The following is a 16742-nucleotide window of genomic DNA, read 5'->3' as shown; positions in this document are numbered from 1 at the left end:
TAGCTCAAGTAGGAAGAAGGACGACAGATGAAAATATATAAAGAATCACTAGAGGCGATGCTCCGTATCGTACGTGATTATACACAGCAAACTACAGATATGGAAATTGAACGTCGCGTGTACGATATCATTGCTGATGTTCGGACAAATGGTGATGCGGCACTTAAAGCATATTCTGAAAAATTTGATGGCGTATCCATCGAAGATTTCAAGGTGCCTCAAGAGGAAATCGATGCTGCTTATGAATCTTTATCTGATGATTTGAAAGCTGCACTATTAAAGGCAAAGGCTAATATTACGGAGTTCCATAGCCGTGAAATCGAGCAGGGCTTTGTGGACATGGATACACCGGGCATCATCCGTGGCCAAAAGGTCATTCCCTTGGCGCGCGTTGGTCTCTACGTTCCTGGCGGCACAGCAGCGTATCCTTCTACCATTATCATGACTGCATTGCCAGCCAAAATCGCAGGGGTAAAAGAAATCGTCATGGTGACACCTCCTCAAAAGGATGGTATTAACCCTGCTGTACTTGGTGCAGCAAAACTGGCTGGTGTTGATGCAGTGTATCAAGTGGGCGGTGCCCAAGGGGTAGCGGCGTTGGCTTACGGCACGGAAATGATTCCAAAGGTCGATAAAATCGTAGGCCCTGGCAATATTTACGTAGCAACAGCGAAGCGCCAAGTATTCGGCCAAGTTGATATCGATATGATTGCGGGCCCAAGTGAAATCGGTGTTATCGCCGATGACAGCGCTAATCCAGTTCACTTGGCGGCTGACCTATTATCCCAAGCGGAACATGATCCTCGAGCTCGCGCTATTATGGTCACTACCAGTGAAAGTTTAGCAAATGCCGTATCGAATGAGGTAGAACGACAATTAAAATTGTTGCCTCGTGAAAGGATCGCTCGTCCAGCTATTGAAAATAACAGTTATATTGCCGTTATGGACAGTATTGAAGATATGTTTACCGTAATGAACGAAGTCGCGCCAGAGCATTTGGAAATTCAATTGCCAGATCCAATGAGCTATATGAGCCTCGTTCAAAATGCAGGTTCCGTATTTCTCGGTGCTTATGCATCTGAACCGTTGGGCGATTACTTAGGCGGTACAAATCACGTATTGCCTACTAGCGGTACAGCACGATTTTCGTCTCCACTTGGTGTATATGATTTCGTAAAACGTACATCCTTTACACAATTTACAAAAGAGCGGTTAGAAGAAGTGGCAACACACATTACTACATTAGCTCGTACAGAAGGTCTTGAAGCACATGCTCGCGCCATCGAAGTACGCTTTGAAAAATAGTTATAAAAAATATTAGACAAAATATTAGAAAATAGATTTGGTATATATTTGGCATCTATATGTATATGTAATTGTAAAATATAGGGTGGAAATATAGATTAGAAATATAGATTTGGAGTATAGAGGTCGTTATGATACGCACAGGCACGGTGCAACGCACCACTCAAGAAACAGATATTACAGTAGAAATTACCCTTGATGGGACACAAACGAGCTCCATCTCCACAGGGATTGGCTTTTTTGACCACATGTTGACGCTATTGGCGAAGCACGGTCGCTTTGGCCTTGTAGTAGAGGCAAAAGGCGATACATATGTGGATGCGCATCATACAGTTGAGGACGTTGGCCTTGCATTAGGGCAGGCTTTGGTGAAAGCCCTTGGCGATAAGGCAGGCATCGAGCGTTACGGTGATGCGTGGGTGCCTATGGATGAAGCATTGACGCAAGTTGTCATCGATTTGAGCGGTCGTCCGTATCTCGTTTTCCAAGGGGAATGGAGTACGCCGGTTTTAGGTGGCAACTTTGAAACAGAGTTGGTGGAGGATTTCTTCCAAGCTTTTGCGATGAGCGCCGCTATGAACTTACATGTGCGCAATGTATATGGTCGCAATACGCATCACATTATTGAAAGCATGTTTAAGGCAACAGGCCGTGCATTGCGCAAAGCAGTTACTATTAATCCGGATATCCAAGGGGTTAACTCTACAAAGGGCGTTATTTAATAAAGGAGAATTTATGATTTTTCCAGCTATAGATTTACAAGATGGGCGCAGTGTTCGCTTGTATAAAGGTGATTTCGCACAGGAAACGGTCATCAATCCTGATCCAGTAGATCAAGCGAAACAATATGAGGCAGCTAAAGTGGGAGCCTTGCACCTCGTCGATTTAGATGGTGCCAAGGCGGGCAAGCCTGTAAATGTAGACATTGTAAAAGCAGTGCGTGCAGCTTTCACAGGCATCCTTGAAATCGGAGGCGGCATCCGAGATAAAGAGGCCGTTGACCTCTATTTAGGCATGGGCGTAGATCGTGTTATCTTAGGATCTGTAGCACTTAAAAATCCGGAACTTACAAAGCAGGTTATCGCTGAATACGGCGCGGAGCGCATCGTTATTGGTGTAGATGGAAAACATGGCAAGGTTGCCGCTGAAGGTTGGCTCGACCAATCCGACGTGCCGATGACCGATTTAATCGGTGCCATGGTTGAAGGGGGCGCAAAGTATTTTATCGTTACCGATGTAGACAGGGATGGTACAATGCAGGGCGCCAATGAAGAGTTACTTGGAAATTTACAAAAAGAATTCCCTACAGCACGCATCGTTGCCTCTGGTGGCGTTCGTAATCTAGGGGATATTAAATCACTTGAACAAAAAGGCGTTATGGATAGTATTGTTGGTAAGGCGCTGTACGAGGGCACGATTACGTTAGAGGAAATCGCCGAGTACAATCAGCAGAAATAATAGAAATGACTATGATGCTCTTACATTAATTATTGGCTGTGACCAATGAAATATTGTGCATAATCAATATATATTGTGCATAGTCAATGAAATATGTTGAGTATAACTGTTGAAATGTATTGGGCGTAACAGCTGAATTATATTGAGTGACACTCGATGGAAAGGAGCTTTATGTTAGCGAAACGGATTATTCCCTGCCTAGATGTAGATGATGGACGCGTAAAAAAAGGGGTTAACTTTGTTAATCTCGTAGACGTAGGCAGTCCCGTAGACATTGCGGCATCCTATGAGCAGCAACAAGCTGATGAGCTTGTATTTTTAGATATTACGGCCACCGTTGATGCGCGGACCACTATGCGCGATGTGGTACAAGAAATCTCTACACAAGTATTTATGCCACTCACCGTGGGTGGTGGTATCAAGAGTGTTGATGATATGACGGCTTTGCTGAAAGCTGGTGCGGACAAGGTATCTTTGAACTCTGCGGCTCTTGCTAATCCTGAACTTATCACAGAAGGGGCTCAAAAGTTTGGCAATCAATGTATGGTGGTAGCCATTGATGTGAAAACAGATGAAGAAACTGGCGAATGGTATGCCTATACTCACGGCGGTCGCAAGCGTACAGAATGGAAAGCTCTAGATTGGGCAAAAGAGGCCGTAGCTCGTGGAGCAGGGGAATTACTAGTGACGAGTATGGACAAAGATGGTACAAAATCCGGTTTTGATATTGAACTATATAAGGCCATAGAGTCCGTCGTAAATGTACCTATCATAGCATCTGGTGGTGCCGGTACCGTGCAAGATTTTGTAGAGCTTTTTGAAAAAACAGGCGTTACTGGTGCTTTGGCGGCATCTATATTTCACTTTGGGGAAGTTAAAATTCCTGAACTCAAGCAAGAACTACGAGCTCACGGAATTACAGTGCGCTAAAATAGATCTAAAAAAATCACTATCTTTCGTAAATTCTTTGCTACTCTATATGTTTAGAGTTAGTTAAATAGTTTGTTTATAGATAAACAGAAAATAGAAATAGAAATAGTAATAGATAGAGTTAGAAATATATGAAGATGTAGATACATATATAGATATAGAATAAAATGCATACATAAATACAGATACAGATGTAGCGATAGATACACAAACTGACATAGGATAACGGATTAGTGGTTACTTTTGATAAAGGATAAAATATGAAACCAGATTTTGAAAAAGGGAATGGCTTACTGCCAACGGTTGTGCAGGATGCGGAGACTAAGGACGTCCTCATGGTGGCGTGGATGAACGAAGAAAGCTTTCACAAAACACTAGAAACAAAGGAAACGTGGTTTTGGTCTCGATCTCGTCAAGAACTATGGCATAAGGGGGGGACTAGCGGCAATGTGCAGCATGTGGTGAGTATGGCCCTCGATTGTGATGGAGATACCTTGCTCATTCAAGTTAAGCCTGAAGGTCCTGCCTGTCATACTGGGCGTACAAGTTGTTTCTTTAATGAAGTAGAACGGAGTTAAGTATGGCACAGCAAACACTGAACGAATTATACGAAATTATTAAAAACCGTAAGGCACAGCCAAAGGAAGGGTCTTATACGAATTATTTATTCGACAAAGGACTCGATAAAATCTTGAAAAAAGTTGGTGAAGAGGCTACAGAGGTAGTAATCGCCGCAAAAAATGATGATCCACAGGAGCTGGTTTACGAAACAGCAGATGTGTTATATCACTTGCTCGTGTTATTAGCGGAGAAAAATATTCCTTACGAAGCCATTGAAGCTGAACTAGCGAGTCGCGAAGGGGTAGTGAGCAAGACTACGGAGCGCCCAGAGATTACAAATTTATAATGTACATCGCGTTATGAGTTCCTACGATTACTCATGTGTTTATATGCGTTAAGACGAGTTTATAAACACAAAATGAGGTAAAACGCGTTTATATACATTAAGACAATAGTTAGAAAGGATAGCCTATGAAAGAGATAATTCGCACATTGAAACCCTATATACCTGAGGAGTCGGCTGAAGCGGTGAAAGAGCGCCTTGGTATCGACAGATTGGTGCGTTTGTCGGCGAATGAAAATCCATACGGCACATCGCCATTGGTACGGGAGGCTATCCTTAGTTATGTAACACATAATGATGCCAACTACTATCCGGATGGTAATGCTACCGATTTGCGCATGAAATTAGCGAATTACTGGCAGGTGCAACCTGAGCAACTCGTCATCGGCGTAGGTCTCGATGAGGTAATCGCCATGGTCAATAAAACATTGATTACCGCTGGTGACTCCATCGTAGTAAGCGTGCCAGCCTTTTCGGAATATGCCTTGAATGGCCTCGTGGAAGGTGCTGAGATTCGCGAGGTGCCAGCTGATTTTGAAACGGGGCAGTATGATTTTTCTGCTCTCGTGAAAGCTGTAGATGAAACGACACGCCTCGTGTGGATTTGTAATCCTAATAATCCAACGGGCACCTATGAGTCTGTTGAAGATATCCGCAAATTTGTAGCAGCTGTACCAAAGGAAACCTTGGTTATCATAGACGAGGCGTATATCGATTTTGTTACCTCCGTAGCAGTTCCTACGGCACGTGCGCTATTGGATGAATTTCCCAATGTGACTATCATGCGTACCTTCTCGAAGGCTTATGGCCTTGCTAACTACCGTGTAGGCTACATGATGACACCTTTAGAGTTGGCCAATTATATGCAAACTATTCGCTTGCCGTACAATTTGAATACCTTATCTCAAGTGGCTGCAGAAGCCGCTTTCGGTGATCAAGAATTCGTGGCGAGAACGGTCTCTCAAAATGCAGAGGAACGGACAAAATGGGAAAGCCTCTTTGATGAACTAGGTATTCACTACTATAAAAGCGAAGCAAATTTTATTTTCTTTGCATCGCCTGATGCGGAAGGCCTTGCAGATGCTTGGCTCAAATCAGGTTACCAAGTGCGCCGAGGTCAACGAGAAGGATGGTTACGCCTTACAATTCCAATGCCTCAAGATGGGGATGTTATGCGCAAGATATTAAGAGATTTCATGAATTAATTTGTACAGAATAATGTATAATTTGTAATACGTTTTACTTTATCTTATCGTGTTTTACCCTATAGAATGGAGTTTATTATGATTGCCATTATAGATTATGATGCAGGGAATACCTTCAATGTCCAGAAAGCCTTAGCTTACATCGGTCTTGAGGCAGTGCTAACGGCAGATCCTGAGACAATACTAAATGCTGATGGCGTTCTCTTGCCAGGTGTAGGCGCATATGCGCCGGCGATGGCAGTTCTAAAAGAGCATGGTTTAGTTGATGTCATTCGTGAGGTAGTAAAGCGTGAAATTCCTTTATTAGGTATTTGTTTAGGAATGCAACTTTTATTTGAAGAATCTGAAGAATACGGTCCAACTCCTGGTTTAGGACTTATTCCAGGTAAGGTAAAAGAAATCCCTCGCGATCTAGGTCTTAGCGTGCCTCATATGGGTTGGAATAAAAATGTAGTACACCAGCCTCATAGTGCTTTTAGCAATGTAGATGATCAATATACATATTTCGTTCATTCCTATTATGTGGATACAGATCCTGAATATATTACATCTACTGCAAATTATGGTATCGATGTACCTGGCATTGTAGAACGAGGTAGAGTATATGGAATGCAATTCCATCCTGAAAAAAGCGGTGTCGTAGGTCTAAATTTGTTGCGTACATTTGGGACTATTACAAAAACTTATAGAACAGCAGGAGAATAGGGATATAGCTATCTTTCATTACAGATAGGAATAAGTCATTCAGTAACCAATATATCTAGGATAATAACGACATCTCATAGGTAGAAAATGCCGTTATTATGCTTTATAGTTATACTTAACTTTCAAAATGAGAAATTAATAATTGACACCTTGTTGATTAGTTATACAATAATGTTGTAAGTACTAACATTTTAGGAAGCCATTGTGGCATGGATACATAAGTTTTATCAGTAATATTCATATACTCCATGTCACGTGATTATTGGAGGTGTTTATATGGTTATGAATGGTATTTACTTAGTTATTGCCTCCGCGTGTATTCTAATTTTAGCGTACCGCTTTTATGGGGCTTTTATAGCGGCTAAGGTACTGACATTGGATCAATATCGTCCAACGCCAGCTATGGTTCACAATGATGGTCACGATTACGTGCCAACCAACAAATGGGTAACCTTTGGTCATCACTTTGCAGCAATTGCTGGTGCAGGTCCACTGGTAGGTCCTGTTATCGCAGCACAGTTTGGGTATTTGCCTGGCGCATTATGGATCCTAATTGGTTCCGTATTAGCCGGTGCTGTGCATGACATGGTTATCTTGTTCGCTTCCGTTCGCTATGATGGTAAGTCTATTGCGGATATTGCTCGCGAAGAAATCAGTAAACTAGCTGGTTTCGGTGCTATGCTTGCTACCTTATTCCTATTGATCATTACCCTTGCTGGTATGGCCGTAGTAGTAGCTAATGCATTGCATAACTCTCCTTGGGGATTCTTCTCCGTATTTGCTACCATTCCAATCGCTATTTTTATTGGTATTTATTTGAAATGGTTGCGTCCTGGTAAAATCCAAGAGGCGACTATTATTGGTGTAGCCTTAATTTTCGCAGCTATCATCTACGGCCCAAATATAGCGGCTAGCGAATATGCATCTTGGTTCACATACGACTTGCAAACCATTGAAATTATGCTTGCTGTGTATGGTTTCTTTGCAGCTGCATTGCCAGTATGGTTGTTACTTGCTCCTCGTGACTATTTGTCTACATACCTTAAAATCGGTACAATCGGCGCATTGGCACTTGGTATTATCATTGTAATGCCTGAAATTCAGATGCCGGCTATTACTCCTTATATCTATGGCGGCGGCCCTGTATTGAAAGGTTCCGTATTCCCTTACATCTTCATTACTATCGCATGTGGTGCGTTATCTGGCTTCCATACTGTTATTGCTACAGGTACAACACCTAAAATGCTTACTAATGAACGAGAAATCTTACCTATCGGTTATGGTGCGATGTTAACAGAAGGCTTCATCGCTATGATGGCGTTGATTGCAGCTACTGCATTGCATCCAGATGATTATTTCGCTATTAACTCCACAGTTGAATCTTTTAAAGCCTTAGGTCTTCAAGTTCATGAATTGCCAGCATTGTCTGCAATGGTTGGGGAAGACTTGATGCACCGTCCTGGTGGCGCCGTATCCTTAGCAGTAGGTATGGCTCATATCTTCTCCAGATTGCCTAACATGGATCACTTGATGGGTTACTGGTATCACTTCTGTATCATGTTCGAAGCCTTGTTCATCATGACTTTGATCGATGCTGGTACTCGTGTAGGTCGTTACTTACTTCAAGAATTATTAGGTCATTTCCATCCTAAATTCAACGACCAACATTGGACTCCTGGCGTATATGGTTGTGCAGCTTTGATTTGTATCTTATGGGGATACTTAGTTCTACAAGGTAACATCGGTATTATCTGGCCACTATTCGGCGTATCTAACCAATTATTAGGTACTATGACATTGGCTGTAGGTACTACTGTTATCATGCGACTTGGCCGCAAACGCTATGCATGGGTTACAGGTATTCCATGTATCCTAATGGCTATCGTTGCTATTGCAGCAGATTTTGAAAATGTATTTAACAGCTATATCCCAGCTGGTAAATGGATCCTAGTAGCATTTAGTGCGGCTATGTTCCTCATGATTCTTATCGTATTAATTGAAGCTGTACGTAGTTGGATTCGCTTGTCTAATATTCCTCAAGACTATCGTACACAAGCTGAAATTGAAGCTGAAAGCCTTGTAAAATACGGTAAAGAAGTAAAAGCATAAGATTGATTATTGCAATATATAAAGTGCACTCACATTTGTGGGTGCACTTTTAATCTATAAATTTGCTGTCTTTTTTATAAAATAGTTAGGTAATGGCGCCTTGCATGCAGAGTTTTCTGTGAGCAAGGCGCTTTTTGTATGGAAAAGAGTTTCTTATGGTCAATATGATTGATACAGGCAACACCACATGGGTATTGTGATTTGAACATGTTATAATAGGGCTATGAAACATTATATACGTTCTTATTGGACAAAATATAAACAATTGTATAAGAAAGGCCTAAAAGGCATTGCTGCCTTTCTTGCTATTGGAGCGATTATAGTCTTTGTACTAGCAACCATTGCTAGTCGTGGAATGGGCGTTATTTTTAATGAGGTTATGGCTCGACAAACCATGTTGCGCGGTACGGTTACTGTTGAAAGTTTATCTGCTACACCGTGGGGAACTCTGACTTTTACAGGCCTTGTTTGGAAAGATCCAGATGGGCATGAGCTGCTCAATGCACCAAGCGGAAAAATTCGCGTCAATATGTGGGACGTGGTGACGCGTAATTTTAAGTCATCTGCTATCAATGGTATTGAACTAGATGATGCGGTTATGGTCTTTGATTTGGATGAAAATAATCGGCTAGATTTTGCTCCGTTGTCACCTGATGTAAAGAAACCCATTAATGAGATAGAAGTACGTCCAAAAGCACCTAGAAAGACCACGCAAGAACGACAGGAGGAACTAGGTAGAAAAGTACGTAACTTCAATTGGGCGGGCCAACATTTAGATCTTAAGATTAGACTTAGAAATAGTCAGTTAGAGGTCTTTAACAGAAATCGCCATTATGTGATAAAGGATGTAAACGCTAGAATTGACCTTGATAGTAAGAGGGCCATTCGCATCGATATGGAGACGGGCAAATTTGGTGGTACCGCTATAGGGGATGGTCTCGTATTAAAAGGCCGTGTAGATTTAAAGGATGTTTTAAAGCATCGCATGCCTCAACTGGATCTACAATTTGATGTGAAAGGGGTGGATCCATCATCACTAGGCTTTGGTGAGAATATTCATGATGCCATGACCTTGCTTACAAAGGTAACAGGTGATTTTAACCGTCCTTTTGCTAAAGGTCGTGTGACGATGCCTATTTTACGCATTCCTGCACTTACTTTTGAGAATGTAGTAGGAGATGTGACGTACCAAGATGGTATTTTGAATTTTGAAAACGTTAGTGCCAATGTATACAGCGGTAAATTGGAAGCTAAAGGTGTATATAATTTGGACACTCGAGCCTATACGATTACAGGAGTAGCAAAGGATTTAGATAGCAGTGTAGCCCTCAAGGCTCCTGAGTTTCTCGTGCCCGTATCGGCAAATTTGAACTTTAAAAGCGAAGGCCAACCTCGAGATATGGAGGTATGGGGGAACTTCTGGTCTGGTGAAGGGCACTATATGCTGATTCCGATTCAAAGCATTACGGGAAACTTTCACAATAAAGGACGGCATTTATCCTTTAGCGATGTGAAAGTAAATACGAAAATCACCACTATCACTACGGATGCTCTGCGTATCGATGATGGACAACTCACGATGGGACCTCTTAATATTACGTCCCACGGGGGCAGTAATTTTATTCTTTATGATGAGTCATTTGATGAAATTGATGAAAATATGACTCGCATTAAAGACGATATGAAACAAGCCAGGGAAAATAGTAGACGTGCCTCTGACTCTGCAAAAGGTATCGACAAATCTGGCCTTACAGTGCCGGACATAAAAGAATCCATGAAGGATCTGAAGCGGAGTATGGATACGGCAAAAGATAGCTTAGATAATCTGTCAAAAAACAGTAAGCAATAAACTGTATTGAGCCGTAAAAGGTAAGAAGAAACAATAAAGTAACAATATAAAGTAACAAAAACAATAAACTAGCAAAAATCAAAAAAGAAGGCAATTCATCATGGTGATGAGTTGCCTTCTTTAAGTTATAAGGTGCTAAATTATATGTAGCTATACGAAAGATTTTATTATCTGTTTAATCCGTTAGAGCGTACATATTCGGTATTTTCTGTGTCTTTGGCATCTGTTTTGGTGTTAGTTCGTTTTACCGTAATAAGAGGTTTCTTTTCTTTGGTTTCCTCTTCTTCGTATGGAATTACTTTATCTCCTTGATCCGGTAAAAATGTTTCGATACCGTTTCGTTTGCCTTTTTGCGTGTTTGAATCAGTGGCTAATTGACTTTGTTGTGGAACGATATAGATTTCGTCTTTATTGATGGTTACATCATTTAGCAAGAGTTTGAATGCATTTGGACTTACATATAGAATTCCGTCTACCATACGTGCTGCAGGCAGTAAAGATTCGGATGTATCAAGGTTGATGATTTGCAGTTTACCCTTGCGCACGACTTGTTTAGAGTCCGGTTGTACCGCTAATGTAGCAATGTTCATGTCGATCAATGCTGTTTTAGTAGGTGCATCCCAAGATACTTTGTAACCTAATGCTTCTGATACTTGACGTAAAGCTACGAGTGGCTGACCGTCAACATAGATGACATTTGGCTTTTTATCGATTGGCTCCAATAATATGCCATCTACATTGATGTAATGCTGTGTCGTTACTGATGCAGGTCTTTTTAAACTCTGCGTCGGTGCAGGTGTATCCATACCGACTGCTGCCTGTGCAGGCTGTACCACTCCGCTTGTGAAAGCCAGCGCTCCTAAGGCTATACCGGATACAATAAGTTGTTTTAATTTCATGGTAACCTCCATTGTGTATAAAACGTCACGATAAATCATAATTGGTACTATAACATGGATATATGAATATTATATTATGAATTTTAATTTTATAAAACTGATAAAGGAGAAGGAGTAAATTTATCGATTTTATACCTAGGCTTGATTGTAAAATATATTTATACTTTACAACAAAACTTTAATTATGCTATTCTGAGGAAACATGATTAATAGTATTGGTGTTCATATGCAGGAAATGAGGACTGTGACTAACTCTCGTGTTCAAATTGATTTTAAATTTGATAAGTTAAGAATAGTATGATTTTCTGATAATTTATTTCTTACATCCTGAGAATAGTGTGAAGTTTAGGCTTGATAGTAGGAAACGTATATGTTCTGTTGGGCTTGTATTTAGTTAAATGGTTCAGATAAAAAACTTTAAGGGGTATCTATGAAGAGGATCGAGGTAATATGTAGTGAAAATAATAATGAAATTAAAACGTTATATCATTTTTATACTATTATGTATCGGGATATGTTTAATCTTAAATCCAGTAGAACGAATATATGTTTTTATCTTTGCGGAGCGCTATGCTACGGAATGCTTTGAAGGATTAAAGATTCAAATTTTAAATAATGGAAACGTAATTTATAAAGATAGTCTTTTTGATGAACCGCTTGTTATATTTGAAAAAGTATTATGCTATCGTGAAGATGATGATAAAATTATTTTTTGTAAATATAACTATTTGTTTAATGGAACATTCAACTATAAATATTTAGTCTATCACAAATTTGATTCATCATTTAGCACATATTATTCGGAGGGCCCTTATTTACATACTGATTATGGATTTAAGTTGAAGTATTCTGATGATCGTTATTATGATGATGATAATTATGCCATTACAGTTCCCAGTAAATGGGTTTTGCTAACGCCATGGCATTAGTATGAATTACAGTATTTAAATAGGCTCTATAATAAGTGTTGGAGGTCTTGCTGCTGGTCTTGCAGGTGCTTTTGTTATTGGTATTACTGGAGCAACACTTGGCGATTGCGTTAAAGATGAAATTAAATTTAATTTAAAAAAGGATGTAGATAAGTAATGTATCAAGATTTGATTATAATATTGGGGATTATATTTCTCGTATACAAACTTATTACACATGAAGGTAAGCTTAGTTTAGCTAGAATTATTGCAACGGTTTCTATTATTGTCGGTTGTGGATTAGTATTGCTGAGTAAACTGATATCTCCATTTGTTTTACTATTTTGGTGGCTAATTTGTCTCGGTATTTCTTTAATAGGAATGTATTTTGTGCCAAGTAGTGAGAATTATGATGAGGATAAAGCCCAAAAGCATCAAAAGCTATATAAAGGGGCTTTATACTCCTGGATATTTATGATAACTTTATATATTTTTCTATATATTTTGATTTATTATTAGCTATATCCTTGTTATTGAGGGTAGTGTCAATAATTTTGTGTAAATTATATTCTTTAATAAGAAACCATATTCATCAATATAAAGAAAAAATAGGTGCTGTTAATCCCACATATGGATTTATATATAACTATTATAGATCTGATGGAAGAGAAGTAATTGATATTATAATTAAAAGAACAAAAGAGTATAAAGCTGGTTCGTTTGATAAACCGAAGTTCTTGTCTTTTAATCATAGTGAAATACTAAAAAATTCTAATAATTCAGAATTTGTTTGGACTAAGGAGGCTTTAGGAAAGTCAGTTGCTCAAAATGTATTATCAGAGGTGGGAAATCAACCATGGGTTGGATATGTGCATTATGCAGAGAACGCATCAAAATTTACTCGAACTGTAGCGAAAGTTGGAGGGCCTGTTTTAATAGGTTACTTACTTTACGATATGCAAAATGATTACCAAATGTACAGTGGTCGAGAACTAGCTAAAGCTTGGGGCGCGGATTTACTTCCTGTAGTTTTCGGATTGGGTGGAGGTGTTGCTGGCAGTGCTGGTGGACCAGCAGGTTCTTTTGTCGTTGGTGTTACTTTGGCGACAACGGGAGACTATTATAAAGATAAGATTAAGTCTAATTTGAAAAAGGATGTAGTTAAGTAATGTCTCGAGATTTGATTATAATATTGGGGATTATATTTCTCATATACAAACTTATTACTCATAAAGGTAAGCTTACTTTAGCTAGAATTATTACATTTTTAGGCCTTGCAATGGGAAGCGGAATAGCTTTGCTTCATGAATTTGCCCCAGTATTTGTATTATTTTTTCTGACAATAGTTTGCATGGGAATTTCTTTGGTTGGGATGTATTTCATGCTTAAGAATGACGAGTTTGAAAGTGATAAAGTAGAGAAATATCAGTCCAATTTTAAAGTAGGCGTATATACTTGGTTATTTCTAGTCGCTTTATACATATATTTATATGTTTTAACCTATTATTAGATACTTTGATAATGTATATAGTAGGATTTTATTGATTAATATGTAACTCTAATATAAGGTATATAAACATAAAAAGGACGCTATAGTCTAATCTTCAGTAGTATATACAGAATGGTTTAGAACTATAGCGTCTTTTTATTTAATCGCTCATTTGAGGTCTGCGTGGATGTTACAGATAAGTCATAGAGCTGAAAGAGAGTTTATTTCATGCGAACATTAAAGCTGTTGGTGAAGCAATTTCAGGTAAATCAGTCAAATTAGTGGCTTCTAATGATGTATCTTTACAAGCGGCAACGAATACAAGTGAAAAGCTTGAAAATGCTAAGAGTAAAGGCTAGTCTGTTGGGGCTAATATTAGTGTTGCTGGTGGCGGTATACTTGGTTTTGATGCAAGTGCTAATGCTGCAAAACAAAAGGGTAATACAAAGGTAACAACACATACTGGTACTACTGTTGTAGGTACGGATGCTGTTAATATTACATCAGGAAAGGATACCTATATCAGTGGCTCCAAGGTAATTGGTAAATCTGTAACAGCCGACGTAGGTGGAAATCTTTCTATTGAAAGCTTACAAGATACAAAGACATATGTAGGTGAAAGCTCTAATAAAGGGTTTAGTATATCTACAAATGCGGGTTCTCTAAGTAATGTATCTATGAGCTCAAGCAAAGGTAAAATGAAAAGTGATTATGCAAGTGTTACTGATCAAGCGGGGATATATGCAGGTGATGGTGGCTTTGTAATTTTAAGAACCTTAGTAAAGCAGGAAAAGATGCTGTGTGGAACACATTAGGCACATTACCTAATCTGTTACCAGACTCTAGCAAATCTACTTCTACTACTACAAAATCTGCTATTTCAAATGGTACAATAGAAGTACGAGATGCTGGCTTTAATATGCAAACACTGTCTCGAGATACAAAAGATAGCTTGAATAAGCTTGATGAAATCTTTGATAAAAAGAAAATTGAAGAACGTCAAGAATTATCTAAGTTATTTGCAAAAGAAGCCTTTGAACAATTACATAATTGGAATCCAATCTCTAAAGAAGGTAAAGCCGCAAAAGCAATAGCCCATGGTGTAGTCGCTGAAGTATCTGCTCGTATGGCAGGGAATAAACCGGGTAGTGGGTTTTATGCTGGAGCTACCAATGAAGCATTAATTGGAGAGATTCAAAAAATTGCAAAAGAAAAACCTGATGTAGCTCAAACATTAAGTGCTTTATTAGGTGCTGCTGTAAATGGTAGCTTAGGCTATTCCCCTGTGACAGGTGCAGCTGAAGCACAATATGGGACTAAATGGAATCAATATTTAACAACAAATCCAGATACAATATATTTGGCAAAAAAATATTTAAAGAAAAAGAATGGAGAAAGTTTAAGTGAGCGTGAAGTAATATTCCTTTTGGAGAATTTAAGGAGTATAGCTGAAAAAGATAGTGATAAAACCAAATCTTGGGAGATAATGTCAGAATCATATTGGGATTTATCTCATTGGGAGGATTTTCTTATTTCATATGGCAATTTATCCTATCAAAGTATCTCTGACTTTGAACATCATTATAGTTTATTGAAGGATGAACAAATTAGATTACAAAAAGAGTTAGTCAAACAAGGGTATGTGTTTACTGATGTTGTACCGGTTAAAGCTATTTATGTTGATGAAGATAGGAGAGCCTTGGATGAAGCAATAAGATTAGAGAAGGAAAAGGATATTGATATTAATAAAGAAAGAGATGTTAATAAACGTCAGAATATAATTCACTACACAGCAAAGGAAGCCGGGATGGCTTTTGAACGTAATGTACTTAAATCTAAATATCCTGTGTTAACAGTTTTTTTTGAAAAAATGAGAACTGGGAATGGTAGTATGGAAAAGTATAACTCGAAAAGTATTTTAGCAAAAACAATTGCGCAGTCAAATGGCATTAAAGATATTTTAGTTTCTTTGCGTGATGAGGATTTTGATAAGGATACAAATAGTGTTTTAAAACGTATTGATATTAATTTTGCTAAGACTGAAAAGGGTGGCGCCTGGTCTGATTTAGGGGCATCGGTAGGAAGAATGGCTGCTAGATTAAAAGTTATAAAGCATGGTGATTATTATGATGTCAAACTTTTAGGTTTCGATAGATCTAATTATGAATATAAAGAGGATGCTAGTGATATAAAAGATAAGTGGATTAGATGGGCCAATAATTTCTTTTATGATTTACAACAACAAGGTTTAATTACTCCGTTTTCTTTTGAGGTAACTTCTAATTTTTACTTCAATAAGTCTAATGGAAAGGTATATACTAAATGATAGTACTAAAATCTTTACTGAAAAGGATGGGTTATTTTGTAATTATATTTATTAGTATTGTAGCTATATATATAATTACCTATGTTGCTTCTACAACAACCTTTTTAGCTACCTCTAATTATGACTCTTCTCTTGGTAGGGAGGCTGGGTATCTTAATGATATGGATTATGATTTGTATGTTCCAGGAGAAATACTGACTGTTGAAGTTTATAATGATTATGAGATTGCATGTTTAACGTCTTTTGGTGCTATTTTTGTAAATGGTAATGAGGGGAGTATTCACTATCTTATTGAAGTCGATGATAGAGCCTCACTTTTAAAAGAAATTGCTTCTTATAAAGATAAAGCTAAGAAACGACAGGTTGTAGTGTATGATAGCAGTCAATCGTTAAGTGATAAAGAGAAAAAGCTCTATCAAAAGTTAATTGATAGAATTGATAAACGATTACCTACTTATGTTGACGTAAATCGAGAACCAAAATGGCTTCAAGTTCTAAGAAATATAACAGGTAATGATAAAAGCTTAATATAGTTGTTTCAATAAATCTAAAAAGGACGCTATAGTCTAATCTTCAGTCGTTATACTGATTGATTTAGAACTATAGCGTCCTTTTTTATTCCGTTCATTTGAGGTATGAGAGGATGTTACAGATA

The 16742-nt window shown here is 38.5% G+C and carries 18 protein-coding genes; 17 read left to right on the top strand and 1 reads right to left on the bottom strand.

Going from position 1 to position 16742, the window contains the following annotated elements:
• Positions 1-27 precede the first annotated feature (27 nt).
• The 10 genes from hisD (at position 28) to AAAT26_RS05515 (ending at position 10465) form a co-directional block, all read left to right on the top strand.
• Positions 28-1305: a histidinol dehydrogenase gene (gene hisD / locus AAAT26_RS05560; protein ID WP_316689588.1), complete on the top strand. Its 1278-nt coding sequence runs from the start codon at positions 28-30 to the stop codon at positions 1303-1305.
• Positions 1306-1436: 131 nt separating this feature from the next.
• Positions 1437-2027, top strand: a complete 591-nt coding sequence (gene hisB / locus AAAT26_RS05555) for an imidazoleglycerol-phosphate dehydratase HisB (RefSeq protein ID WP_316584310.1) — start codon at positions 1437-1439, stop codon at positions 2025-2027.
• Positions 2028-2040: 13 nt separating this feature from the next.
• Complete coding sequence (gene hisA / locus AAAT26_RS05550) at positions 2041-2763, top strand: 1-(5-phosphoribosyl)-5-[(5-phosphoribosylamino)methylideneamino]imidazole-4-carboxamide isomerase (protein ID WP_316584309.1); 723 nt, start codon at positions 2041-2043, stop codon at positions 2761-2763.
• 171 nt (positions 2764-2934) lie between these two features.
• Positions 2935-3693 carry an imidazole glycerol phosphate synthase subunit HisF gene (hisF, locus tag AAAT26_RS05545; protein WP_287517771.1) on the top strand — a complete coding sequence of 253 codons (759 nt, stop codon included), beginning with the start codon at positions 2935-2937 and terminating at the stop codon, positions 3691-3693.
• A gap of 260 nt (positions 3694-3953) precedes the next feature.
• Positions 3954-4271: a phosphoribosyl-AMP cyclohydrolase gene (gene hisI, locus AAAT26_RS05540; protein WP_270279303.1), complete on the top strand. Its 318-nt coding sequence runs from the start codon at positions 3954-3956 to the stop codon at positions 4269-4271.
• A gap of 2 nt (positions 4272-4273) precedes the next feature.
• Complete coding sequence (hisE, locus tag AAAT26_RS05535; RefSeq protein WP_302682739.1) at positions 4274-4600, top strand: phosphoribosyl-ATP diphosphatase; 327 nt, start codon at positions 4274-4276, stop codon at positions 4598-4600.
• Between the two features lie 125 nt (positions 4601-4725).
• Positions 4726-5802 carry a histidinol-phosphate transaminase gene (gene hisC, locus AAAT26_RS05530; protein ID WP_349208978.1) on the top strand — a complete coding sequence of 359 codons (1077 nt, stop codon included), beginning with the start codon at positions 4726-4728 and terminating at the stop codon, positions 5800-5802.
• Between the two features lie 78 nt (positions 5803-5880).
• Complete coding sequence (gene hisH / locus AAAT26_RS05525; protein WP_316689590.1) at positions 5881-6507, top strand: imidazole glycerol phosphate synthase subunit HisH; 627 nt, start codon at positions 5881-5883, stop codon at positions 6505-6507.
• Between the two features lie 276 nt (positions 6508-6783).
• Positions 6784-8616 carry a carbon starvation CstA family protein gene (locus AAAT26_RS05520; RefSeq protein WP_349208977.1) on the top strand — a complete coding sequence of 611 codons (1833 nt, stop codon included), beginning with the start codon at positions 6784-6786 and terminating at the stop codon, positions 8614-8616.
• Between the two features lie 223 nt (positions 8617-8839).
• Entirely contained in the window at positions 8840-10465 is a 1626-nt protein-coding gene (locus AAAT26_RS05515) for an AsmA family protein (RefSeq protein WP_349208976.1), read from the top strand.
• A gap of 167 nt (positions 10466-10632) precedes the next feature.
• Here AAAT26_RS05515 and AAAT26_RS05510 read toward each other — a convergent pair whose 3' ends face one another.
• Positions 10633-11364 (bottom strand): stalk domain-containing protein, encoded by a 732-nt coding sequence (locus AAAT26_RS05510; protein WP_349208975.1) that lies wholly within the window; start codon positions 11362-11364, stop codon positions 10633-10635.
• Positions 11365-11831: 467 nt separating this feature from the next.
• On the opposite strand from AAAT26_RS05510, the gene AAAT26_RS05505 reads away from it, so the two are divergent.
• The 7 genes from AAAT26_RS05505 to AAAT26_RS05475 all read left to right on the top strand — a co-directional run bounded on the left by AAAT26_RS05505 (position 11832) and on the right by AAAT26_RS05475 (position 16620).
• On the top strand, positions 11832-12293 hold the full coding sequence (locus AAAT26_RS05505; RefSeq protein WP_060919281.1) for a hypothetical protein: 462 nt from the start codon (positions 11832-11834) through the stop codon (positions 12291-12293).
• A 156-nt stretch (positions 12294-12449) separates the two neighbouring features.
• On the top strand, positions 12450-12791 hold the full coding sequence (locus AAAT26_RS05500; protein WP_060919282.1) for a hypothetical protein: 342 nt from the start codon (positions 12450-12452) through the stop codon (positions 12789-12791).
• 23 nt (positions 12792-12814) lie between these two features.
• Positions 12815-13441: a hypothetical protein gene (locus tag AAAT26_RS05495; protein WP_060919283.1), complete on the top strand. Its 627-nt coding sequence runs from the start codon at positions 12815-12817 to the stop codon at positions 13439-13441.
• Positions 13441-13782: a hypothetical protein gene (locus AAAT26_RS05490; protein ID WP_060919284.1), complete on the top strand. Its 342-nt coding sequence runs from the start codon at positions 13441-13443 to the stop codon at positions 13780-13782. The genes AAAT26_RS05495 and AAAT26_RS05490 overlap by 1 nt, the downstream gene beginning before the upstream one ends.
• A gap of 353 nt (positions 13783-14135) precedes the next feature.
• Entirely contained in the window at positions 14136-14576 is a 441-nt protein-coding gene (locus AAAT26_RS05485) for a hemagglutinin repeat-containing protein (protein ID WP_324249876.1), read from the top strand.
• Complete coding sequence (locus AAAT26_RS05480; RefSeq protein WP_349208974.1) at positions 14561-16087, top strand: hypothetical protein; 1527 nt, start codon at positions 14561-14563, stop codon at positions 16085-16087. The genes AAAT26_RS05485 and AAAT26_RS05480 overlap by 16 nt, the downstream gene beginning before the upstream one ends.
• Positions 16084-16620 (top strand): hypothetical protein, encoded by a 537-nt coding sequence (locus AAAT26_RS05475; RefSeq protein WP_060919286.1) that lies wholly within the window; start codon positions 16084-16086, stop codon positions 16618-16620. The genes AAAT26_RS05480 and AAAT26_RS05475 overlap by 4 nt, the downstream gene beginning before the upstream one ends.
• Positions 16621-16742 lie beyond the last annotated feature (122 nt).

Origin of the sequence: Veillonella parvula, assembly GCF_040094895.1 — a bacterium.
Taxonomy (GTDB): Bacteria; Bacillota; Negativicutes; order Veillonellales; family Veillonellaceae; genus Veillonella; species Veillonella parvula_L.
The sequence above is the reverse complement of the archived record's forward strand: the minus strand, read 5'-3'. Positions and strand labels throughout refer to the sequence as shown.

What these genes read in the sequence shown, in the direction of transcription:
- hisA (WP_316584309.1), top strand. Translation starts at nt 2,041, where the DNA reads ATGATTTTTCCAGCTATAGATTTACAAGATGGGCGCAGTGTTCGCTTG.
- AAAT26_RS05505 (WP_060919281.1), top strand. Translation starts at nt 11,832, where the DNA reads ATGAAATTAAAACGTTATATCATTTTTATACTATTATGTATCGGGATA.
- hisC (WP_349208978.1), top strand. Translation starts at nt 4,726, where the DNA reads ATGAAAGAGATAATTCGCACATTGAAACCCTATATACCTGAGGAGTCG.
- AAAT26_RS05520 (WP_349208977.1), top strand. Translation starts at nt 6,784, where the DNA reads ATGGTTATGAATGGTATTTACTTAGTTATTGCCTCCGCGTGTATTCTA.
- hisB (WP_316584310.1), top strand. Translation starts at nt 1,437, where the DNA reads ATGATACGCACAGGCACGGTGCAACGCACCACTCAAGAAACAGATATT.
- AAAT26_RS05475 (WP_060919286.1), top strand. Translation starts at nt 16,084, where the DNA reads ATGATAGTACTAAAATCTTTACTGAAAAGGATGGGTTATTTTGTAATT.
- AAAT26_RS05500 (WP_060919282.1), top strand. Translation starts at nt 12,450, where the DNA reads ATGTATCAAGATTTGATTATAATATTGGGGATTATATTTCTCGTATAC.
- hisH (WP_316689590.1), top strand. Translation starts at nt 5,881, where the DNA reads ATGATTGCCATTATAGATTATGATGCAGGGAATACCTTCAATGTCCAG.
- AAAT26_RS05510 (WP_349208975.1), bottom strand. Translation starts at nt 11,364, where the DNA reads ATGAAATTAAAACAACTTATTGTATCCGGTATAGCCTTAGGAGCGCTG.
- hisI (WP_270279303.1), top strand. Translation starts at nt 3,954, where the DNA reads ATGAAACCAGATTTTGAAAAAGGGAATGGCTTACTGCCAACGGTTGTG.
- hisE (WP_302682739.1), top strand. Translation starts at nt 4,274, where the DNA reads ATGGCACAGCAAACACTGAACGAATTATACGAAATTATTAAAAACCGT.
- hisF (WP_287517771.1), top strand. Translation starts at nt 2,935, where the DNA reads ATGTTAGCGAAACGGATTATTCCCTGCCTAGATGTAGATGATGGACGC.
- AAAT26_RS05515 (WP_349208976.1), top strand. Translation starts at nt 8,840, where the DNA reads ATGAAACATTATATACGTTCTTATTGGACAAAATATAAACAATTGTAT.
- hisD (WP_316689588.1), top strand. Translation starts at nt 28, where the DNA reads ATGAAAATATATAAAGAATCACTAGAGGCGATGCTCCGTATCGTACGT.
- AAAT26_RS05490 (WP_060919284.1), top strand. Translation starts at nt 13,441, where the DNA reads ATGTCTCGAGATTTGATTATAATATTGGGGATTATATTTCTCATATAC.